We start from the raw sequence: 23,265 nt of genomic DNA, 5'->3' as shown, positions 1-23,265 counted from the left end.
GAAAGATGGTAAAAATAAAATGATAAGCTATATTTTCTCTTGGATGATTAAATTTGCACCCTATTGGAAAACACGAAAATAAAACGGCGTCTAGCTCCTATTTTTAATAGCTTTTTTTAATTTAGCTAATGCTTCTTCCTCTATTTGTCGGACTCTCTCTGCTGAGATCTTATACTTAGCAGCTAAATCCTGCAAAGTCGCTTTTTTCTCAAGCAAATATCGAGACATAATAATATCTTTTGTACGAGTATCAAAACTACCTAAAACATCCTTTACAACTGCTTTAAAATTGTCATAATAATCTTGCTGTACTATCTGATGCTCAATATTAGATGATTTATCTTCAAGATATAAGCTCTGCTGGCTAGACTGCCCACCATCATCATCTGTATATGGAAGATCAAGACTTGCATCGCCTTGACACATCCTTTTTTCCATCTCAATGACAGTTTCTTCTTTAACATTAAGCTCTTCAGCCAACTGTTTAATCTCATTTGAACTTAACCAACCAATCTTCCCTTTGGAGCTTCTAAGATTAAAAAACAGTTTTCGTTGTGCTTTTGTTGTAGCTACCTTTACAATTTTCCAATTTTTTAAGACATAATCATGCATTTCTGCCTTAATCCAATGGACAGCAAAAGATACCAATCTAACACCTTGTTCTGGATCAAACTTACTTACAGCTTTCATAAGCCCAATATTACCCTCTTGGATCAGGTCTGCTATTGATAAGCCATAGCCAGAAAAGTTTTTAGCAATTTTAGTTACAAATCTTAAATGAGATAAGACTAACTGCTGTGCAGCTTCTAAATCTTTTTGATATTTATAACGTTTTGCTAACTCTTGCTCTTCTTCTAGAGATAATATCGGCAAGCTATTGACAAAGTTTAGATAAGAATTGAGGTTATTATCAGATACAACAGGTAGAGTCTTAGGTTTTGCAACTGGTAATAACTTTTTTTTAGACATATAGCGCCTTACTAAGTTTCAATTTACTGATAGTAATAAGCCTTACTTAATTGGTTAATTTGTGCTTGCTGTTGTTGTAATACATTAGCAAATTCTTTTTGCATTTGTATCATCATCGCATGTAATTGTGCTATTTTTTGATCCTGTACAGCAGTATATTCTACTAATTTTTTTATAGTATCTTTTTTCTGCATATAGCTAGCATACTTTTGCTGAGCTTGTTTAAGTTGATCTAAACTTACCCAACCAGTATCTCCATTAGTTTTATTAACTACTTCACACCAACCAGTATTTTTACAATAGAAAACATTATAATTATCTTGGTTTTTAAATGTAATATGTCCAGTAACTTTTGATGCTTCATCTTCTTTTGTATAAATATTTACAAGTTTATGCTGAGCTTTATCTTTTGCACAATTACTTGACTGTTCTTGTTTTGTAGTTGTTACAGGCTTATCACTAGACATAGCCAAGGCTAGACTTGATCCTAAAACCAATAAGCTAAAAGTTAAAATGATTTTTTTCATTGTTTATCCTTCTTTTGAATCTCTTAATTCCATTATACACTATCTAATTGCCATAAATTATTAACAAATATTAAAGTATAGGAATATCTTCTTTATTTACCTGTTTAGGCAACAATGATTCTCTATTTAACCCTAAAGCTACAGCAACGACACCTGCCACATAAATTGATGAGTAAGTACCTACAACGATACCTAGAATTAAAGCCAAAGAGAAATTATGCACAGAACTTCCACCAAACAAGAATAACACCACAACAACAAGCATAGTTAAACCAGATGTTAATATAGTTCTTGATAGCGTGTCGTTAATACTTCTATTAACAACTTCTGTAACATTAGAATTACGCATTTTTCTAAAGTTTTCACGTACTCTGTCATAAATTACAACAGTATCATTTAGTGAATAACCAATCACAGCTAAAATTGCTGCTAAAACAGTTAAATCAAACTCTAACTGAAAAGCTGAGAATATGCCGAGTATAACAATAGGATCATGTATTAACGCAATACAAGCACTTATACCGAACTTCATCTCAAATCTAGCACTTATATAAATTAAGATACATACCATAGCAATAATTATTGCCAGTACACCATTGCTTGCTAGCTCTTTACCTACTTGAGGACCAATATAGTTTATACTTTCTACTTTGGCTCCTAAAGCTGTTTCTACATCTTTTTGTAGCTGCTGTTGGGCATCTTCAAGATTTTCAGATTTAGAGTTAACTTCATCTGGAGCAAACTTAATCAAATAGTTATCATTGTCGCCAAAAGTAGTTATAGTTGTATGCTTAAAACCAATCTCTTCTAATTTCTTAGACATAGATTCAGAGCTTAGCATTTTTGAAGTTTGCAGCTGAACCTGATAACCACCAGTAAAATCTAAACCAAGATTTAGACCTTTAGTAAATATAAAGAACAAAGAGATAACAATCATAAGCACTGAAAAAGCAGTCGTATACTTTTTGATACCTAAGAAATCAATCTGAGTCTTTTGTTTAAAAAATTCCATTATAAAACCAACCTAAAATTATATTCCTATAGAGATTTTTTCTAGTTTCTTTTTCTTACCATAAACAAAATTAGTCATAGCTCTAGAAACAGTAACTGATGTAAACATAGATGTAACAATACCAATCATCAATGTAATAGCAAATCCTTTAACAGCCCCTGTTCCAATAAAGAAAAGAATAACTGCAACAATTAAAGTTGTAATATTAGAGTCAACAATTGTCGTAAATGCCTTCTCATAACCTATATGAATTGCACTTTGACGTGGCATACCTGCACGAATCTCTTCCCTAATTCTTTCAAAAATCAGTACGTTCCCATCAATTGACATACCAAGGTTAAGAACAATACCTGCAATACCAGGTAATGTTAATGTTGCCCCTGGAATAATTGACATAACAGCTACGATCAATACAAGGTTCATAACCAAAGCAATATTTGCAATGATACCAAAGACTCGGTAATAGATTAGAATAAAAATAATAACAGCTAAAAGAGCTACAACTATAGATAGCATACCTTTCTCAATATTAGCTTTACCTAAACTTGGTCCTATTTGTGATTCTTGAACAATATGAACAGGTACCTGTAATGAGCCAGACTTAATCATTAAAGCAAGATTATTTGCCTCTTTTTGACTTAAGCCCGTAATCTGAAAATGTGAACCAAGAGCAGATTGAATAGTAGCTACATTTATTAACTTCTCAGTTTTATTAACTACATTTTTCTCTTTGCCATCTTTAGTTTTGACTTTCTCATAAGTAGTATTCACAAGCATTACACCCATAGGGTTACCAACATTTTTGCCAGTAATTTTTCTAAAGTGCGTTGCAGCTGATCTACTTAATTCAACCATAACTATTGGCGTACCTGTTTGGCGATCTACTGATGGACTTGCACCAATAATATCAGCACCACCTGCTACTGGAGCTCCTTTTAAACTATAATAACTTTGATAACCTCTAGAGTTATCTAGAGAGTAGACTTTATAGCCTTGCTCTTCTGTAGCAAGCCTATTTGTAACAGGATCGACTAAATAAAAACTTGCAGTAGATGTACCACCTAAAATCTGTTTAGCTTGAGTAGCATCTTGCATACCAGGAATCTCAATAACTACACGATTCTCACCAGCTTGAGCAACTGAAGCTTCCGCAACACCTAAAGCATTAATACGATTACGCATTACTGTTACAACTTGAGATATAGCACCCTGTTTTAATTGAAGAATCTTAGCACTATTATAAGTCACAAATACAGTATTAGCTTTAGTTGTGCTTGTAATATTTGGATCTTGAATCTTTTTAAACTCCGAGTTTAAATATTGATTAAGCTTAGTAACATCTGCAGAATTATCTAACGTAATAGATACATAGCCATTAGCAATATAATCTTGTGGAGCTTTAACACTAGATTTTTCATCAGCTTTAGTCGAGCTAGAAACACCTATATTATTATCTTTAGCTGCTGCTAAAATCACATTTAATGTATTATCTAATTGTGCATTTATAGCTGTTTTTGTATCAGCCTCTAGCATTAAGTACATTCCACCACGTAAATCTAATCCTAAATTCATAGGGTTAGCACCTAATGCTGAAAGCCAGCTTGGTGAATTAGAAAGCATATTCATAGCAATAATATAATTATCACTTAAACTTTCTTTTAATATTTTTTTCGCTTTAAGTTGTTCTTCCACATCTTTAAATGTAATTGAAACATTATCTTTATTATTAGTTATTTGCGCCTTTTCATAAGCAACTTTATTTTTATCTAAAGTATTTTCAACTTTAACTAATAATTGAGTACTAATATCACCATCTTTTTGAGATATTTGTAAAGCTGGACTTTTACCAAAGATATTAGGTATAGCATAAAACAATGCTAATGCTAAAATTAAGACTATTAAAAGATTTTTCCATAAAGGAAATTGATTTATAGGAAGATTCTTATTATTACTCATTGAAAAATCCTTTGTGTAAAAAAGAAAAAAGTTAAAAGATTTCTAGAATGGCTAACTAAGCCTTAGTAGCACCTTTTGGTAAAATATTAGAAACTGCATTTCTTTGAATTTTAACAGTAACATTTTCTGCCACTTCTAGATCTACAAAAGTATCATCAATTTTAGCTATTTTCCCTATTATGCCACCATTAGTCACAACTTCGTCACCTTTAGCTAACTCTGACAACATTTTACGTAAGTCTTTATTCTTCTTTTGTTGTGGTCTAATAAGTAAAAACCAAAATATTGCAAAAAACACTACTAACATTAAGATTGAGCTTAATGGACTACCAGCTGAAGCTTCACTACCTGCTGCAAAAGAACTTGAAGTAAATAACACAACAGCTGCTAACGATAATAATATTTTTTTCATTTTTTCTCCTAGAAAATTTAGTTTTATATTTTTTAAACAGATGAATTCTACATTAGTAATACCGTATTATCAATGGATATTTTTTTGCTAAATCATTAGGTGACTATGGTTTAAAATAACTTTATTCTATAATAAAACTTTCACTAACTTTTACTCGTATTTAAAACTACAAGGAGTATTTCTTTTGCAAAATCTAAAACTAAGAAACTATATATCTTATGGAATGGGTGATATTTTTGGAGGTGGCGCTTTTGCCCTTATAGGCACTTTCTTTATGATTTTCCTAACAAACAATGTTGGCTTATCACCTGTATTAGCTGGACTTTTGTTTGGTTTGGGTAGATTCTGGATGGCTATTACAGATCCATTTTTTGGAAACTTATCTGACAAAACAAACACTCGTTTTGGTAGAAGACGTATCTTCTTCTTAATCGGTATAATTCCTATTATAATTACATTTATCCCTATGTGGATGACACCATTAAAAGTAGGTGTTAATGGTGTCACAGATACACAAGCTTTTATATATTACCTAGTAATGTACTGTATATTTGATGTTGTATATTCTATGGTTATTACCCCATATGCTGCATTAATCGCAGATATGACTCATGAATACAAGGAACGTGTTCGACTATCTGCTTTTAGAATGGGCTTCTCACAGTTTTCATCAATACTAGCAACATCAGTAGCTCCAATAATATTAGCAGCTTATACATATAGTGATAAGGCTTATGTTGTTATGGCAACAGTATTCTCAATACTATATGCAATAGTTTGGGTTGTTGTATTTTTAGGAACTAAAGAGATAACTACCAACACTAACGAAGTAAAAAAAGAAAAAGAATCTTTTATATCAAAGTTAACTGGTCTACTATCTTCATTTGCATCTGCATTTAAAAACAAATCTTTCCGTGCACAACTAGGATTATATCTTGCAGCATTTACAGCTTTAGACTTCTTAATGACATTAAGTGTATACTTTATCAAAACTTACCTTGAAAGCCCTCAGTTAGTATCTTACATAAGTACTATGTGGATTGCTCAAATCTGTGTTTTACCAATATATGTCTTTATCGCTAACAAATTTAGTAAAGCAACCAGTTATCGAATTGGAGCTACAATATGGGTCCTATCGATGCTAGGATTACTACTTCTAAATCAAACAAATGCATCTGCTTTAACTGTTTCCGCAGGATTTATCTTAATAGGAATTGGTCTTTCACCATGTTATATGATACCTATGGCAATGCTTAGCTTTGTTACAGAAGTAGATGTATTACTTAGTAAGCAAAGAAGAACTGGTGTTTACGCTGGAGCAATGTCTTCAGCTCGCAAAATCTCTCAGGGGCTTATTGTTTTACCATTAATAGGTCTCATTCTACAGTTAATTGGCTATGATTCACACCTAGCTCATCAATCAGCAAGTACCCTTTCTTCATTAAGATATGTATTTATATTTATACCTACAGTACTAATACTTATTGGTATATATTTTTCAACAAAATTTAAAATAACACCTGAAAACTTTGAAATAATTAAAGGCGAAATCTCTAGACTAGAAGATGGAGGCTCTAAAGATGAAGTAAATGAAGATGTCAAAACTATATGTGAAAACCTGACGGGTTCAAAATACGAAAACTTATATAAATAGGAGATAAAAATAATGTTACAGATTAATAACAGCAATAATCAGTTAGAAATAATCTACAACAATAGAATATTACTGAAACATAGTGCTGAAAAACCTGCTTTCTTTATTGGCAAAGGTCAAGACTCAATGGAAATGTATCGTGGTAACTTTAACATATCAGACTATGTTATAGAAAGGTTACCTTTAGCAGGTGCTATCTCTAAAAATAGCAATTCTTTTGAGCTTTTATATAATGGTAAACCTGCATTAAACATATCATTTAATAGCAAAGATGATCAACTTAAAATATCTTTTGAAGCTATAGATAGCTCATTCAATCGCTTCTGGATAAGAATTAATGCTGATGCTAGTGAAAAAGTATATGGATGTGGAGAACAGCTTTCATATTTTAATCTTAGAGGTAGAAACTTCCCTCTTTGGACTTCTGAACCTGGTGTAGGTCGTGATAAGAGCACTCTTGTGACATGGATGGCAGATGTTAAAGATAAAGCAGGTGGTGATTACTACAACACAAACTACCCTCAGTCAACTTTTGTCTCTACACATAAATACTTCTGTCACATGGATAGTACAGCTTATATGGATTTTAACTTTAAAAATGATGATTTCCATGAGCTAGAGTGTTGGGAAATACCTCAAAATATAGTATTTAGAACAGCTGATAGCTATATTTCTTTGCTAGAAAAGCTAACAGAATTCTTTGGTAGACAACCAAAACTTCCTGAATGGGTATATAACGGTCTAATTGTAGGTCTACAAAATGGTACAGAAACAGTCTTAGGAAAAACTAATGATGTTATCAACAAAGGTGTAAAAATAGCAGGCATCTGGGCTCAAGACTGGCAAGGCAAAAGAGTTACAAGTTTTGGTAAAAGACTAAACTGGAACTGGCAATGGGATAAAGAAATGTATCCAAACCTAGATAAAGAAATCCCTAAGCTTAAAGAAAGAGGTATTAAATTCTTAGGTTATATTAATCCATACCTTGTAAAAGGTTATCCCCTATATAACGAAGCTTTTGAACTTGACTACTTTGCTAAATCGAAAGATGGCGAAGAGTACTTAGTAGATTTTGGTGAATTCTACTGTGGTGTTGTAGACCTAACAAATCCTGAAGCATTTGAATGGTATAAAAATAGAGTGATCAAAAAAGAAATGATTGATTTCGGTCTAGATGGCTGGATGGCAGATTTTGGTGAGTATCTACCTGTAGACTGTACTTTATATAGTGGCATAGATGCGAAAAAAGCACATAATGATTGGCCAAGACTTTGGGCTAAAGCAAACTATGAAGCAATTAAGGAAGCTGGCAAATTAGGTGAAATCATGTTTTTCATGCGTGCAGGATTTAATGGTTTCCAACCATACAATACTCTATTATGGGCAGGCGATCAATGTGTTGACTTTAGTTTACATGACGGCCTTGCTTCTGTTGTTCCAGCAGCATTATCAGCTGGAATGAGCGGGATGGGGCTACATCATAGTGATATTGGTGGTTATACATCTCTACATGGCTTAAAAAGAACAAAAGAGTTATTTATGCGCTGGAGTGACATGGCTGCATTCACTTGTGTTATGAGAACACATGAAGGCAACAGACCTGATGAGAATTTCCAATTTGAACAAGATGATGAAGCTGTAGCTCATCTAGCAAAAATGGTTAGTACATATACAGCTCTTAAACCTTATATAAAATCATTAGTAAATGAAAATCATGAAAAAGGAATACCTGTTCAACGTCCTTTATTTATTCATTATGAAAATGATGAAACTTGCTATGATATACAATATCAATATTTACTAGGTAAAGATCTGTTAGTAGCTCCTGTTCATAAAGAAGGTGTAACAGATTGGGATGTATATCTACCTGAAGGTGATGATTGGGTACACATCTACTCAGATAAAGAGTATAAAGGTGGTCAAAATGTAACTGTAGAAGCAAAAATTGGCTATCCTCCAGTATTCTATAAAAAAGGTTCTGCTCACAGTGAGCTTTTTGCATCACTTAAAAATATTGACTAACGCAGTCCCTTAGAAACAATTATTTTTCCAAAGCTATTATTTAATATTAGCTTTTTCTGATTAGGTTTACATAGTTTACTCTCTATAAGCAGTACATTTTATAATCCTGAACTAGTTTCAGGATTATAATAAGATCAATACTCTCTGTGAAATGTGAAATAAGTTCAGCGTGACATTTTTATATGTAGTTAGATATACATAAAATACTATGCTAAATACTAGACCAAATTGTACACACCTATACTAATACATCACTATAAGAATTAGATTTACAAAGACATTAAAACGAATTTAAAACAGCTAAGATTATACTTATTATTTCTTAAGTTGGATATTGATATACCTAAATCGAACCTAATATAAATCTATAAAACTATGATCAAATAATAAAATACCCATAAAACTAAATAAAGCTTTTAATTATATGGCAATAAAACCAACATAACTTAAAATTATTTACCGATATTAGAATAAAGTAAATATTATACTTCCAGTATCCTCAGATTTGGTAAAGCTTATTATTTTGAAAACTATAAAAAGACTGTAGCTAATTAACATACACTTACACATCTAATCTTAGCTTTCAAGGGGGAGTTACTCTAAGATTAGATGCGTAAGTGCACGAGCACATAAAATAAAGTTAGTTTATTTTTTAAATAGAAGAAAATATTCAAAGTAATAAACTAGATTTTTTTAAAGATTAGTTACTTGATAAGAACTCTTCAGCTGTAACAACTTTAGAAATGTGAGCTAGGCTCTCAAGACTCTTGTTGTGACCTTCTTCAGTTCCTGCATTACATGCATCTGAAATAACTGTTACATTATAGTCTCTATCATGTAATTCTCTTACTGAAGATTCAATAACATGCTCAGTAGATACACCAAAAACTATAATATTTTCAATCTTGTTAGCTCTTAAGATAGCTTCACAATCTGTAGCATATACAAAACTAATTCTATGCTTAGTTATTACGATATCATGATCTTGTACATCTACATCTTTATGGAATTCTGTAGCCCATGTACCAAGCTGAAGAACTTTATATTCTGGAGCTTGTCCAAAGATAGGTGAGTTTCTTGGACACTCATGATAGTCTTTACTAAAACCTACTTTAACGTGAGCAACTTTAACATCATTCTTACGAGCCCATGCTATAATCTTATTAGCATTCTCTATTGTATGACAATTTTTAACTCTCTCTGCATTAAATGCTCCAAAAGCACCTTTCTCATCAACTATTTCATTTATGAAATCAGCTGCAATAACTATTGTATTTCCCATTTTAAAATCTCCATTTTTTATTTATATTATTTAATAATCATTCTCATATGATAAAGTACAGATGCCTAAAGTAAAGCGATTTAAAGTTACATAAATGTAAGTCCTACTTACATAAATATATCAAGGTAATTACTTTTATATATTTAGGTCTCATACTATTACATTAATATGAAAGTTTAATTAGCAAAAGCATAAAGATTAGTTACTTGATAAGAACTCTTCAGCTGTAACAACTTTAGAAATGTGAGCTAGGCTCTCAAGACTCTTGTTGTGACCTTCTTCAGTTCCTGCATTACATGCATCTGAAATAACTGTTACATTATAGTCTCTATCATGTAATTCTCTTACTGAAGATTCAATAACATGCTCAGTAGATACACCAAAAACTATAATATTTTCAATCTTGTTAGCTCTTAAGATAGCTTCACAATCTGTAGCATATACAAAACTAATTCTATGCTTAGTTATTACGATATCATGATCTTGTACATCTACATCTTTATGGAATTCTGTAGCCCATGTACCAAGCTGAAGAACTTTATATTCTGGAGCTTGTCCAAAGATAGGTGAGTTTCTTGGACACTCATGATAGTCTTTACTAAAACCTACTTTAACGTGAGCAACTTTAACATCATTCTTACGAGCCCATGCTATAACCTTATTAGCATTCTCTATTGTATGACAGTTTTTAACTCTCTCTGCATTAAATGCTCCAAAAGCACCTTTCTCATCAACTATTTCATTTATAAAATCAGCTGCAATAACTATTGTATTTTTCATTTTAAAGTCTCCTTTATTTGTATTTTAAATATTATTTTTTCTTAATTACTGAGAATATACTAGCTCCACACACAATCAATATCCCCAAAACTTCAACTAGAGTTAGACTCTTATTATATATATATGCATCCATAACAGCAGCAACTACTACTGAGAAGTACATCCCAGGAGCTATAAAAGATGGGTCTGCAGTATACTTAAAAGCTTTCACTCTAAAAAGCTGAGCACTTACTCCAAATATTACAGTTCCAATACCAGCCCAAACTAATAAAACATTAGAGAAACCATAACTAATACCTGAAAATGTAATATGAGTAAATGGCAATCCAATTAACATAAGAATACTTATAAAAGTAAATATCCATAAGTTCATTGTAAACAAATTCTCTTTTTGACTAGCCGTATGTAATACCACTTGAGAACCCGCATTCAAAACACCTGCAACTAAAGCGCTCAAAGCCCATAGATCTGCATGACCTCCTGATTTACTTCCTAAAATCAAATAGATTCCAACAAAACTTATAGCCAACAATATCCAAGTTCCAACACTAACCTTAACTTTAAGGAAAATCCATCTAATAATTGGTATAAATAGAGGACTAGTATTAAATAATAAAATAGGCAATAACAATGATGAACTATGCAATCCTAAAAATAAAAAGTACTGTGCTGTAATACTTAAGATAACCCTAATAAAAATAGGCCTCCATTCAAGAGGGCGTATTCTATCAAATGAAGAGATGCTAACAATCCACCACATCAATATAGCACTCCCTATGAAATATATAAGCATTACTGAATAAATAGAACAACTAGCCATTATAAACTTTGTATTAAACCCTACTAAAGAAATAGCTGTTGCTGATAAAAGCATTAATAACATAGCTAATGAATCACGCATCACTCTCATTTTTTAGACCCTAATCGTAACAAAACAATAACTAAATGATAGACTAAGTACATATAAAGTAAAACGATTTAAACTTACACATTAGTAAGATTTACTTACATAAATAAAAATTAGTAAAGCTAGATAGCGATAACTTAAAAATTTAATGAATCATTTATATAAAAATATAAACTAACTATAAGATTTTTAACATTATAAATAGCAAAACTAGATAAAATATTGCATATTTATTTAGAACAATCTATCATTAAAGCAAAGTAAGTTTCCCTTACACGATTATGATAAAAAGAAATGATTTACCTCCATTGAATTCTTTGCCAGTTTTTGTAGCTGTAATGAAAACAAAAAGCTACACAAAAGCAGCCGAACAATTATTTATGACTCACTCAGCTGTAAGTCAATCAATTAAAAAATTAGAAACATATTTTGATAAAAAACTTTTTTTAACTCAAAAAAGAAGACTAGTAATTACAGATTTAGCGAAGCAATATTATTCGAGAATAGATCCGTTAATAACCGAAATTTATCAGTCAACTAATCTTTTTAAAGAACAGCATATAAATAAAATATCTATCAACTGTCTTGCAACCCTATGTGCAAATTGGCTAATACCTAGGTTTGATAACATTGTTGAAGCCTTTAAAGATATAGATATACAGTTTATAACTAAAGGAAGAAGAGTAGATTTTGATAATGATGATATAGATCTAAGTATAGAATATGGCTCTGAAGAAGAGTTCGAAGGTACGAACAAACAAAAGCTAGTAGATGGCGAATTAGTATTGATATCAAATAACAAACAAGCAGGCAAAAGTTTTGAAGAGATTATTTCGTCTCAAAAACTTATTTTCGTCGATGATCAACTAAGATCTAATGATTATATTCACTGGTGTAAACACAACAATATAGCCCATACCCATAACAAAAAAATAGCCTTAAAAAACTCCATTCAAGCGATAAATGCATGCTTTTCAGGAGTAGGTTATTTTGTAACAGAGAAACTTTTAATCAAAGATCTTATTAAAAATGGATTAATATATTTACCTAAGCAAAAAAGTCTTCCTGCAAATAAGTCTTACTATTTATTATCTAAAGAACCTAATTCTAAAACTTTTATAAAAATGAATGAGCTATTGCATTCATTCCTAAATGAGTAACTATTTATAACTTTCTAAAAATTCTTTTCTAAATCTCTCAAACCTTCCCTCTTCTAAAGCTTTGCGAATATCCTTCATAAGGTTTTGATAAAAAGTTAAGTTATGAATAGTATTTAGTCTTGAGCCTAAGATTTCTTTAGTTTTATCAAGATGATGTAGATAGCTTTTACTAAAGTTTTTACAAGTATAGCAATCACAGTTAGGATCTAGTGGAGAAGTATCTTCTTTATGCTTAGAGTTTCTAATTTTAATAACTCCTTCCGATGTAAAAATATGGCCATTTCGAGCATTTCGTGAAGGCATCACACAGTCAAACATATCTACACCACGGTACACTGCTTCAACTAAATCTTTTGGAGTTCCTACTCCCATTAGATATCTTGGCTTATCTTCTGGCATTTGATGAGCAGTATGATCTAATATTCTAATCATATCTTCTTTTGGCTCTCCTACAGATAAGCCTCCAATAGCAAAACCATCAAAATCGATCTCTTTTAATGCTTTTAACGACTCATCTCTCAAATGTTCATACATCCCACCTTGGATAATACCAAATAATGCCGAAGGATTATCACCATGCGCATCTTTTGATCTTTTTGCCCAACGCATTGATAGCTCCATAGAATCTTTTGCTTCTTTCTCAGTTGCTGGATATGGAGTACATTCATCAAAACACATCACAATATCAGAACCCAGGTCTCTTTGAACCTGCATTGATATCTCTGGCGATAAAAACACTTTTGAACCATTTATCGGCGATTTAAAAGTCACACCCTCTTCAGTAAGCTTGCGCATTTTACCTAAACTAAATACCTGAAATCCTCCTGAGTCAGTCAAAATAGGCTTATCCCAACCATTAAAGCCATGTAAAGAACCATGCTTCTTAATAATATCAGTACCAGGGCGTAGCCATAAATGAAAGGTATTACCTAAAATAATATCTGCCCCCATTTCTTTTAGTTCCACTGGTGATAGTGACTTTACAGCACCATAAGTACCTACTGGCATAAAGGCTGGCGTTTGAATATCTCCTCTAGGAAAACTTATTTTTCCTCTTCTTGCTTTACCTTCTTTTTTAATTAAATCGAACTTCATTACAGTCATAAAATCAAACCTTTTGATATAAAAATTGATAAATATGTTTTTTTAAGCTACTAATCGTATAATAAAGCAGAAAAAATAGCTAGCCAAGATATTACCTAGATAGTATTATAATAGTTTATTTGGACATTTTTTTAAAAAAGGAATAAAAGGAATATTCATGATCTCTTTAAATTTTGGTGTTCTCATATTTGCATACCTACTTGGTTCAATAAATAGTGCAATTATAGTTTGTTACATTTTTAGACTACCATCACCAAGAAGTGTTGGTTCTGGTAATCCTGGTACAACCAATGTACTAAGAATAGGAGGTAAAGTCCCTGCTATTATTACATTAGCTTTTGATATTCTAAAAGGCCTAATCCCCGTAGTTATTGCCAAGGTTCTAACTGGAAATGACTTTATAACAGCGTGTACAGCTTTATATGCTATTCTTGGACATGTATTTCCAATATTTTTTGGCTTTAAAGGAGGCAAAGGTGTTGCAACACTTATTGGCACACTATTTGGCTTTAGCTGGATTTTAGGTTTTATATTTGTAATTACATGGTTATGTGTAGCTGTGATAACTCGCTATTCTTCACTATCAGCATTATTAGCTACTGTTATAGCAAGTTTATCTGTAATATTTACATCAGATTTCCAAACAGCAGCTCCTTTTTTAATTATAGCTATTATTATCCTTGTTAAGCATAAAGGTAATATTCAAAGATTAGTTAGTGGACAGGAAAGTAAAATAGGTGATAAAGCTAAGGCAAAAAATGATACAAATTAAGAATCTAAAAAAAGAATACTATACTAACAATATTAGCAACCTTGTTCTAGATAATATTAATCTTGAAATAAAGCAAGGTGAAATATTTGGTATAATCGGACATAGCGGTGCTGGAAAAAGCTCATTGTTAAGATGCTTAAACTTACTTGAGCAACCTACTGATGGCTCTATTTTCATAGCAGATGAAAATATCACTAAGAAAAACCCAAAACAACTTAGAGAATTTCGAAGAAAAGTTTCAATGATTTTTCAACATTTCAATTTACTTTCTTCACGAAATGTCTATGAGAATATTGCTCTACCTCTTGAGATCCAAGGTATCCCCAAAGCAGAGATAAAAAAAAGAGTTTATGAACTTTTAGAGCTTGTTGAGTTACCAAATAAAGCTACAGCATATCCTAAAGAACTTAGTGGTGGCCAAAAGCAAAAAGTAGCTATTGCTAGAGCTTTAGCTCTTGATCCATTGGTATTACTATCTGATGAAGCAACTTCTGCACTAGATCCCACTTCAACAAAGCAGATATTAGCACTGCTTAAAAGATTAAATAAAGAGCTTGGCTTAACTATAGTTCTAATTACTCATGAAATGGATGTTGTTCGAAGAATATGTGATAGAGTCGCTATTATTGATAAAGGTCGTATTGCAGAAATAGGTAAAACTCTTGATATATTCCTAGATCCTCAGACTGAGGTTACAAAATCTTTTGTCGAAACTAGTATTCATACAAAAGTCCCTGAATTTATAGCCCAGAAACTTCATGATAATCCATATAGCAATGATCATACATACCCTGTTGTACAACTAACTTTTTATGGTGACAAAGGCAAGATGCCAATCATAGCCGAGATATCTCGCCAATTTAATGCTTCAGCAAGTATCATCCAAGCAAATATTGAAACTATCCAAGAGCAAATAGTTGGTATTGCAATTTGCCATATAACTGGTGAGCGTAAAGATTGGGAAAACGCTCTAAAATTTCTTTCAAATCAAGATGTTAATTTAAAGGTGTTAGGCTATGCAACAGCAGACAATATTTAGTTTACATGAGTTTAACCAGATAGCTATATCCACATGGGAAACTATTTTTATGGTTTTCATTGCCACTTTAGTAGCTGTTATCGGTGGTATATTACTGGGTATTTTATTGTATATTACTAAAGATAGTAAAAATATCTTAGTTAAAAGTTTTAATAAAGGTTTTAGTGCGATAATTAATATAACTAGAAGTATTCCATATATTATCTTACTTATTTTACTATACCCTTTAACAAAGTTAATCGTAGGTACAACTATTGGCACAACAGCTTCAATAGTTCCACTTGCTATAGCAGCCCTACCATTTTATGCCCGTTTAACTGAGTCAGCACTAAGAGAAGTAGATCATGGTTTAATTGAAGCTGCTAAAGCTATGGGCGCAACTAGAAACCAGATCATTTTCAAAGTTTTATTACCAGAATCTAAGAATCTTCTTATCGATGCAGCATCTCTTACTTGTATTTCGCTTATAGGCTTCTCTGCTATGGCAGGTATCGTTGGTGGTGGAGGTCTTGGAGATCTAACCTATTTCAAGGGATATAACTATGGTAATTATACGCTATTACTTGGTGGTGTAGTAATGCTAGTTATACTAGTACAACTAACACAATCTTTTGGTAATTATCTACTTGCAGCAAAAAAATTAACATCTCTTTGGATTGTTACAATTATTTTACTAATAGCTAGTGGTACACAACTATACGTAAACGCATCAGCTGCTATAAATCCAAATCAAATAACTATCGGCTATATAACTAGCCCTCCTCAAGATAAAATTATGGAGCTTAGCCAAAAAATAGCTAAAGAAAAATATGGTCTTGATGTTAAGTTAGTTTCATTTGGTGATTATAATCTGCCAAATAGAGCTTTAAATGATAATGAAATCCAAGCTAATGCTTTCCAGCATATACCTTTCTTAGAAAACCAAAATAAGAAGTTTGGCTATCATATAGTCTCTATTGGAAAAACTTTCCTTTACCCTATGGGTATATATTCGAAAAAATATAAGCATCTTGATGAAGTTCCAGATGGTGCAACTATTGCTATACCTAATGACCCGACAAATCAAGGTCGTGCGCTTATGATATTAGAAGATGCTGGATTGATTAAACTTAAGAAAGGTGTCACTTGGAAAGCTACTCCAGATAGCGTAATTAGTAACCCTAAACATCTTAAGATTATAGCTTTACAAGCAGATCAGATTCCTAACAATTTAGGGGTTGTAGCTTTAGGTATTATAAATAATGACTATTTATCAAAAGCTGGACTTACACATAAAGATGCGTTATTTGTAGAGCCAACTGATTCTCCATTTACCAATATTATTGCAGCAAATGCAGATCAGAAAAATAACCCTAAGCTTAAAGAATATGTCAAAGCATTCCAAAGCCCTGCTGTTAAAAAATTAGCAGAAAAAGTATATCCAGATGGCGCAGCAATCGCTGGTTGGTAAAAAGTAAAAATTATTGTTTCATAATCTCATATTTATATGTTTTAATTATTCTTAAGTTAAAAAATAAAAGCCTAATTTGTGACAACAAGTATAAACAAGCAAGTTGGATGTATTTTTTTAATAATCGGTACATCTTTAGGTGGTGGTATTCTTGCTATACCAATGATTCTTTCATATTTTGGTATTCTTATTGGTTGTATCATAATGTTTCTAATGTGGCTTTTAATGACATATTCAACTCTAGCTGTTGCAGAAGCATGCCTACATTTTGAAAAAGGAATTAGTTACCTAGGTCTTGCTCATAAACTTTTTAGAAAACCTGGAATTATTCTTGTATATATTTGTGCCTTTGGAATTCTCTATGGCATGCTTGCTGCGTATATATCTGCTATAGGAGCATCTTTTGAAAGTTTATTAGATGTTAATTACATAATTATAGAAATATGCTTTGTTATTATTTTCGGAGGTTTTATCTTAAAAGGTACTGGACATGCTGAGTGGTTAAATAGGCTTTTCTTAACTTTAAAACTTATAATCATATTATTTACAATTATCCAACTATTTAAGTCTGTACAGCTAGAAAATTTAGATAAATATGGCTTTAGTAACTTCAAAGAACTAATTATTGCACTGCCTATATTAGCAACAACTTTCTCAGCACATATCATAGTACCTACTGTAGTAAGTTATGTAGGACCTCACTCTAAAGATATTAGAAGAATTATCATGATAGCTTCATTGATAATCTTATTAATCTATACTTGTTGGATTATAGCTATCTTTGGTAATATTGCTATTTATGGTAATAAAAATAGTTTTGCTGCGATTCTTAGTGGCTCTTTAAGCTCTGAAGATAGTGTGACTCAATTAATATATATCCTTAAAGCAAATATTAAATCTCATGAAATAATAACATTGATATACAGCTTTATATCAATATCTGTAACTACAGCATTTATTACACTCTCTCTAGCACTAAAAGATCTAATTTTAGACAGATTTAAGATGAATAGCCTATCAAATATAAATAAAAATATACTTCTTGGATTTTTACTTTTTATCTTACCAATTGTCTTAAATTATTACTTTAAACAACTGTTTTTGATTGCATTATCAGTTGTAGGACTTTTCTCTTTAATAATGCTTGTTTCTTGCCCTTTAAATATGGTTAGAATTTTGCGTAACAAAAACTATAAACTTATATATTCTTCAATGAGAAATAAAATTCTAAATGTAGTAGCTCTAACTATTGCAATAGTTATTATAATATTCCAAGTTATAAGTTATCTTTTATAGATATTCTTTTTAGTTGAAGAAAAATATAAAATATCAATTTAGATAAACACAAAAGTTAAGGTGATAAAGATGCAACACTCTCAAGGATTCTTAAAAAAAGTAAATGAAGCAAAAGCAAAAATACAAGAATGTACTGTTGATGATATTTATGAGATGAATCAGAATAATTCTCTTGATGGTATTTTGGTAGACACTCGTGAAGAGTCTGAATTTGCAAATGGCTATATCCCAAATGCAATCCATATAAGTAAAGGAATTATCGAAAGTGCTATTGAATCAGCAATACCAAACAAAAATCAAAAAATGTATTTTTACTGTGGTGGTGGTTTTAGATCTGCATTGGTTGCTGAGACATTAAAAGAAATGGGATACAACAATGTAATATCAGTTGATGGTGGATGGAGAGCATGGAATGCAAAAGGTTACCCTACTCTTTCACCAAATAATGCTAGACCAGTAGAATTTTTAAAACTTGTAAATAATGCAAAGTCTCAGATCAAAGAATGCTCAGCTAGTGATTTATTTAACAAAATGAACTCGGATAATCTTGATGGAGTAATTTTCGATGTAAGAGAAGACTCTGAATTTAATAGATTTCATATTCAAGGAGCAACTCATCTAAGTAAAGGACAAATTGAAGTCAAAATTGAGAGTCTAGTGCCAAACAAAGATCAAAAAATGTACTTATACTGTGGTAGTGGTTTCCGTTCAGCTTTAGCAGCTCATAGTTTACAACAAATGGGCTATACAGATGTTGTTTCAGTTGCTGGTGGTATCCAAAGCTGGTTAAATAATAACTATCCTATTACACAGGGCTAAAACTATGTTTCGAGTAGGTCATGGTTATGATGTCCATAAATTCACAGATCAAAAGCAAAACATCATCATTGGTGGTATAGAAATTCCCTATCATTTAGGTCTAGAAGCTCATTCTGACGGTGATGTACTTATTCATGCATTATGTGATGCTATACTTGGTGCCTTAGGGCTTGGTGATATTGGCAGACACTTCCCAGATACTGATAGTCAATATAAAAATACTGATAGCAAATTTTTCCTAGCTGAAATAAAAAAAATGTTAGATGAAAAAAGCTACCATATTGGCAATATTGACTGCACTATAGTTGCTCAAGCTCCAAAGATGTTACCTCATATTGAAACTATGAAATCTTGTCTAGCAAATATATTAGATATAGAAATTAATCAAATAAATATCAAAGCTACCACTACTGAGAAATTAGGTTTCGTTGGTAGAAAAGAAGGTATTGCTACTCATGTAGTTTGTTTACTGCATAGAATCTAACTTTTTCATAAATCTAAAATAAGAATTTTAACAAATGTCTAATTCAGAAAATAAACAAAAATGTACTATTAATGGCTGTAATTTATATGTTTATAAAGAGCATCAACAATGTGTTTTGCATTGTAGCAAAACCAATTCAGATCAAAACTTAATTAATGACTTCATTGAAGAGCTAAAACTATATATTCAACATTCGCAACAGTTGCCAACAGAACTTAATTTTGTAACAGAAGATATACATTTTCCTAAAAAAAGTAACAGCCTAATTAATAATAATTATTTTGATCTATATAATAAATATGGAAAGCTTGAATTTATTAACTGCCATTTTTATATTGATCAAGTAGATATTAACTTAACTATTCCTGTTATTTTTAGTGAATGCCACTTCTATGATGATTGGACTTTAAATAACTATACAAATTGTGAACAAAATGCTATTTATGAGAAATGTTCTTTTAAAAAGAATATTTATGCATCAGATAAAGATTTAAGCTACCATCAATTTAATAAGTGCTTTTTTACTGAGGATATTTATTTTGAAAATATAACATTCAAGCAAAATATAGAAATAATACAAGAAGAAAATATAAGTTTAAGTACTAGTCTATCTATTATTGAATGTACTTTTGAAAAAAATTTTGAAATAATAAATATAAATCAATTTAATAAACATAACAGCTTTAAAAAACTTGATTTAAGTAACTCTAGTTTCAAAAAAGAATTCAAGATTGAAAAATGTAATATTGAAGATAAAATAGAAATTAATGAATGCAATTTTGATGAAATATCTTTTCTAGAAAATAATATTAATATTTTAAAAATAAATAATTCAATTATAAATGAAGCTAAACTCAGAAAAATCACTTTCAATGATAAATTTGAATTTAAAAATAACGAGATTAATGAAAATCTAATAATTAATGATTGTAACTTTATTGGAATAGCTGATTTCCACGGCACTGAAGTACAAAAGACTACAAATGTAGAAAAATGTAATTTTGAAGCTATTACAGTTTTTGATAAGTGTGAGTTTAATGATTTCATAAAACTTGAGTATGTCACTTTTAAAGATTCTGCAATCTTTAGAAATACTAAATTTTATAATGGAGTGGATCTATCAAAATCTAATTTCAATTATGTAGCTGGTGCTAATTTCTTAGGTTGTGAAATAGAAGATAATAAAAAAGAAAAAGGCACTAATAGAGAAACATTTAGAGTAATCAAGCATTGCTTTGATAGTATTGGTAACCACCTTGAGGCAAACAAATTTTTCGCAGAAGAAATGAAAGCTAAAAAGAGAGAATTAATGGAGCCTCTTAACTCATTACAGAAGTTTCTTTTTAATGATATTTTATTCATATTATTATTTATTCTAATGTTTTCAATATCACTTGTTACACCAGAGCATGGAGTAACAAAAACTATTTCTGTTATATATTTATATTCATATATATACATACTTCCTTTTAGATTAATAAATAACTTAAAAAAAGAAAAATTAGAAATTGATAAACCAAGATATTTTGATTTAATAGTTTTTTTATTTAACGAAAAAATTTCTAATTTTGGTCAAAGCTATATAAAACCAATAATAATATTTTTGATAAGTTCATTCTTATTTTACTCATTGAAAAGCTTTCCTTTTCCAGACTTCATAAATAATATATTTGCTAATATTCCATACTTAACTAAGAGTGCTTGCGATAAATCAGCATTTATAAGTTTTGTTTTCTATGTATGGTTTGCTATTTTAATTTGGCAAATTATAGTAGCTTTTAAGCGCCATACTAGAAGATAACTTATTCATTCAATCACTAAAAAAATATAAACATAATTGTGAAATCTATATTTTGAATTGTTGAATATTATTTTTAGAATTAAGAGATGATTTAAAAGATACAGATAAAATTAAAGATTTATACTAGTTTTTCTAGATACTCAATAACATCCGCAACTTCTGCCTGACAACACAAGATAGCCATATCATTATCTTCAAGCTTATCAACTATATATTTAACACCCTCAAGCTCTCCATGAGAAACATATGTCTTAGATATATCAAAGCCCTTATCATCTAGATCTTTACGTATTAGTAGAGGCAACTCCATTGGTTCAGCACCACGTAAATACATCTCTGTTTCTTTTAAAACAATAAAATCTATATTATGCTTTAAAATCACATCATTAATACCAGGTATTAAATATTTACGATCTCCAGTAGTACCAATCATTAGATAAGTTTTACCACCTTTATCATATGCTTTCATCATATTTAATAAAGCATCAATCCCAGCCTCATTATGAGCATAATCAACTACAGCTACTTTATTATCCCACTCAAAGATATTTGCTCGACCTCTATTTACCTTTGTATCATTTGTATAGCTTTTAAGAGCCTTAGCTACAGTATCTAAATCAATACCTAACTTAAATGATAAGCAAACAGCAATCATTGCATTTTCTATATTATGCTTAGCAAATCCTCTAACTGTCAAAGGTGCATCTGCTACAGGTATAATAGTTGTTTTTGAATCTCCATCAACCCAAACAAAATTACCATTTTCAACAATACAAGCATAGTCAGCTTTTGATAAATAATATTCCATATTATGATCTTGAGGATTCTGAGTAACTACTATCTTGTCGCAATCAAGAGTATCAAATCTTTCTTTCATATATGCGTTATCAAGGTTGATGATAGCATGAGAACCTTTACCCATAGTACGAAAAACAATTGATTTAGCTTCTGCTAGTTCAGCAACTGTTTCAATACCGTCTTCACCTAGATGATCTGCAGACACATTTGTTACAGCAGCTGCATTTACAAAAGTCTCAATTAGTCCTCTTTTTAACAATCCACCTCTAGCAGATTCTAATAACGCTACTTCTACTTTTTTATTTGTTAAAACAAACTGATGCCCCGTTGGACCAGAATAATCGCCTTCATCAATCAGCTCATCATTTACCTTAACCCAATCTGTAGAAGTATAGCCTGTAACTTTACCTGCTATTCTACAAATATAGTCAGTAAGTCTAACAGTAGTAGTTTTACCATTTGTACCTGTAACGATCACAGCTGGTATATCATATATATCCTTCCATTTAATATCATCTATTGAATCTTTAGTTAAATCAAATTCATAACAACCTGTACCAGAACCTATAAAAGCTTTGTTCTTATCTCTAAAAGCATTAAAGCCTTTTGATTTAGCAAGCTCATATAACTTACGATAAGTTAGATTTTTATCTTCATCAATCGCTGGCATAAGCTCTTTTTTAGCTTCTTCAATAGATTTAAATTTACCAGTTTCAAAACCTTCTCGAGCAGACAACCAAGCAAAGTCTATAACATCACAAGCAGGCATTGTTATATCAACTGGAGCAATAAAAGCAAATCTAACACCATTATTAAAAAATTTATGTGTTATTTTAATTTGCTCCCATCCTAAAGCCGGTAAAAACTTCTCTGCCTCTTGATAGAATAATTTTGTTAGCTCTTCTCTATTTTTTACTAAAGGAACATCTAGAACAGTTCCAGTTTCTTTAAAAAATAGATTAGGTCCTACAAGCCTACGTGAATAACCTTCAGGAATCATATTATATTTCTCCATTTATAG

The 23,265-nt window shown here is 30.9% G+C and carries 20 protein-coding genes; 10 read left to right on the top strand and 10 right to left on the bottom strand.

Going from position 1 to position 23,265, the window contains the following annotated elements; genetic code table 11:
• Positions 1 to 90 precede the first annotated feature (90 nt).
• The 5 genes from rpoH to yajC all read right to left on the bottom strand — a co-directional run bounded on the left by rpoH (position 91) and on the right by yajC (position 4,876).
• Positions 91 to 969 carry an RNA polymerase sigma factor RpoH gene (rpoH, locus tag FIP56_RS04275; protein WP_192577718.1) on the bottom strand — a complete coding sequence of 293 codons (879 nt, stop codon included), beginning with the start codon at positions 967 to 969 and terminating at the stop codon, positions 91 to 93.
• A gap of 23 nt (positions 970 to 992) precedes the next feature.
• Positions 993 to 1,496, bottom strand: a complete 504-nt coding sequence (locus FIP56_RS04270; protein ID WP_192577717.1) for a hypothetical protein — start codon at positions 1,494 to 1,496, stop codon at positions 993 to 995.
• Between the two features lie 70 nt (positions 1,497 to 1,566).
• Positions 1,567 to 2,508 carry a protein translocase subunit SecF gene (gene secF / locus FIP56_RS04265; protein WP_192577716.1) on the bottom strand — a complete coding sequence of 314 codons (942 nt, stop codon included), beginning with the start codon at positions 2,506 to 2,508 and terminating at the stop codon, positions 1,567 to 1,569.
• An 18-nt stretch (positions 2,509 to 2,526) separates the two neighbouring features.
• On the bottom strand, positions 2,527 to 4,464 hold the full coding sequence (secD, locus tag FIP56_RS04260; protein ID WP_192577715.1) for a protein translocase subunit SecD: 1,938 nt from the start codon (positions 4,462 to 4,464) through the stop codon (positions 2,527 to 2,529).
• A gap of 55 nt (positions 4,465 to 4,519) precedes the next feature.
• The gene (yajC, locus tag FIP56_RS04255; RefSeq protein WP_192577714.1) at positions 4,520 to 4,876 is read right to left on the bottom strand and encodes a preprotein translocase subunit YajC; all 357 of its coding nucleotides are present in this window, start codon (positions 4,874 to 4,876) and stop codon (positions 4,520 to 4,522) included.
• Positions 4,877 to 5,060: 184 nt separating this feature from the next.
• Between yajC and FIP56_RS04250 the strand changes: the two genes are divergently transcribed.
• A complete protein-coding gene (locus tag FIP56_RS04250) occupies positions 5,061 to 6,530 on the top strand; it encodes an MFS transporter (RefSeq protein ID WP_192577713.1) in 1,470 nt (489 codons plus the stop codon).
• A 12-nt stretch (positions 6,531 to 6,542) separates the two neighbouring features.
• Positions 6,543 to 8,552 (top strand): alpha-glucosidase, encoded by a 2,010-nt coding sequence (locus FIP56_RS04245; protein WP_192577712.1) that lies wholly within the window; start codon positions 6,543 to 6,545, stop codon positions 8,550 to 8,552.
• A gap of 700 nt (positions 8,553 to 9,252) precedes the next feature.
• Here FIP56_RS04245 and FIP56_RS04240 read toward each other — a convergent pair.
• The 3 genes from FIP56_RS04240 to FIP56_RS04230 all read right to left on the bottom strand — a co-directional run bounded on the left by FIP56_RS04240 (position 9,253) and on the right by FIP56_RS04230 (position 11,524).
• A complete protein-coding gene (locus tag FIP56_RS04240) occupies positions 9,253 to 9,834 on the bottom strand; it encodes an isochorismatase family cysteine hydrolase (RefSeq protein WP_192577711.1) in 582 nt (193 codons plus the stop codon).
• A 198-nt stretch (positions 9,835 to 10,032) separates the two neighbouring features.
• On the bottom strand, positions 10,033 to 10,614 hold the full coding sequence (locus FIP56_RS04235; RefSeq protein ID WP_192577710.1) for an isochorismatase family cysteine hydrolase: 582 nt from the start codon (positions 10,612 to 10,614) through the stop codon (positions 10,033 to 10,035).
• A gap of 31 nt (positions 10,615 to 10,645) precedes the next feature.
• Positions 10,646 to 11,524 carry a DMT family transporter gene (locus tag FIP56_RS04230; protein WP_192577709.1) on the bottom strand — a complete coding sequence of 293 codons (879 nt, stop codon included), beginning with the start codon at positions 11,522 to 11,524 and terminating at the stop codon, positions 10,646 to 10,648.
• A gap of 278 nt (positions 11,525 to 11,802) precedes the next feature.
• On the opposite strand from FIP56_RS04230, the gene FIP56_RS04225 reads away from it, so the two are divergent.
• Positions 11,803 to 12,681, top strand: a complete 879-nt coding sequence (locus tag FIP56_RS04225) for a LysR family transcriptional regulator (protein ID WP_192577708.1) — start codon at positions 11,803 to 11,805, stop codon at positions 12,679 to 12,681.
• On the opposite strand, the gene tgt is transcribed toward FIP56_RS04225, so the two are convergent.
• A complete protein-coding gene (gene tgt / locus FIP56_RS04220; protein WP_192577707.1) occupies positions 12,682 to 13,785 on the bottom strand; it encodes a tRNA guanosine(34) transglycosylase Tgt in 1,104 nt (367 codons plus the stop codon).
• Between the two features lie 157 nt (positions 13,786 to 13,942).
• Here tgt and plsY point away from each other — a divergent pair, with 157 nt between their 5' ends.
• The 7 genes from plsY (at position 13,943) to FIP56_RS04185 (ending at position 21,446) form a co-directional block, all read left to right on the top strand.
• Positions 13,943 to 14,557, top strand: coding sequence for a glycerol-3-phosphate 1-O-acyltransferase PlsY (gene plsY / locus FIP56_RS04215; RefSeq protein WP_192577706.1), 615 nt, complete (start codon positions 13,943 to 13,945; stop codon positions 14,555 to 14,557).
• A complete protein-coding gene (locus FIP56_RS04210; protein ID WP_192577705.1) occupies positions 14,544 to 15,596 on the top strand; it encodes an ATP-binding cassette domain-containing protein in 1,053 nt (350 codons plus the stop codon). The genes plsY and FIP56_RS04210 overlap by 14 nt, the downstream gene beginning before the upstream one ends.
• On the top strand, positions 15,574 to 17,046 hold the full coding sequence (locus FIP56_RS04205) for a MetQ/NlpA family ABC transporter substrate-binding protein (RefSeq protein ID WP_192577704.1): 1,473 nt from the start codon (positions 15,574 to 15,576) through the stop codon (positions 17,044 to 17,046). Before FIP56_RS04210 ends, FIP56_RS04205 begins: the two co-directional genes overlap by 23 nt.
• A gap of 78 nt (positions 17,047 to 17,124) precedes the next feature.
• On the top strand, positions 17,125 to 18,342 hold the full coding sequence (locus FIP56_RS04200; RefSeq protein ID WP_192577703.1) for an aromatic amino acid transport family protein: 1,218 nt from the start codon (positions 17,125 to 17,127) through the stop codon (positions 18,340 to 18,342).
• 69 nt (positions 18,343 to 18,411) lie between these two features.
• Entirely contained in the window at positions 18,412 to 19,161 is a 750-nt protein-coding gene (locus FIP56_RS04195) for a rhodanese-like domain-containing protein (RefSeq protein ID WP_192577702.1), read from the top strand.
• A 4-nt stretch (positions 19,162 to 19,165) separates the two neighbouring features.
• Positions 19,166 to 19,645: a 2-C-methyl-D-erythritol 2,4-cyclodiphosphate synthase gene (ispF, locus tag FIP56_RS04190; protein WP_192577701.1), complete on the top strand. Its 480-nt coding sequence runs from the start codon at positions 19,166 to 19,168 to the stop codon at positions 19,643 to 19,645.
• Positions 19,646 to 19,679: 34 nt separating this feature from the next.
• Positions 19,680 to 21,446, top strand: coding sequence for a hypothetical protein (locus FIP56_RS04185; protein ID WP_192577700.1), 1,767 nt, complete (start codon positions 19,680 to 19,682; stop codon positions 21,444 to 21,446).
• 118 nt (positions 21,447 to 21,564) lie between these two features.
• Here the strand turns inward: FIP56_RS04185 and FIP56_RS04180 are convergent, their stop codons facing one another.
• Positions 21,565 to 23,244: a Mur ligase family protein gene (locus FIP56_RS04180; protein WP_192578850.1), complete on the bottom strand. Its 1,680-nt coding sequence runs from the start codon at positions 23,242 to 23,244 to the stop codon at positions 21,565 to 21,567.
• Positions 23,245 to 23,265 lie beyond the last annotated feature (21 nt).

It is taken from the genome of Francisella sp. LA112445 (genome assembly GCF_012224145.1).
Classification (GTDB): Bacteria; Pseudomonadota; Gammaproteobacteria; order Francisellales; family Francisellaceae; genus Francisella.
The sequence above is the reverse complement of the archived record's forward strand: the minus strand, read 5'-3'. Positions and strand labels throughout refer to the sequence as shown.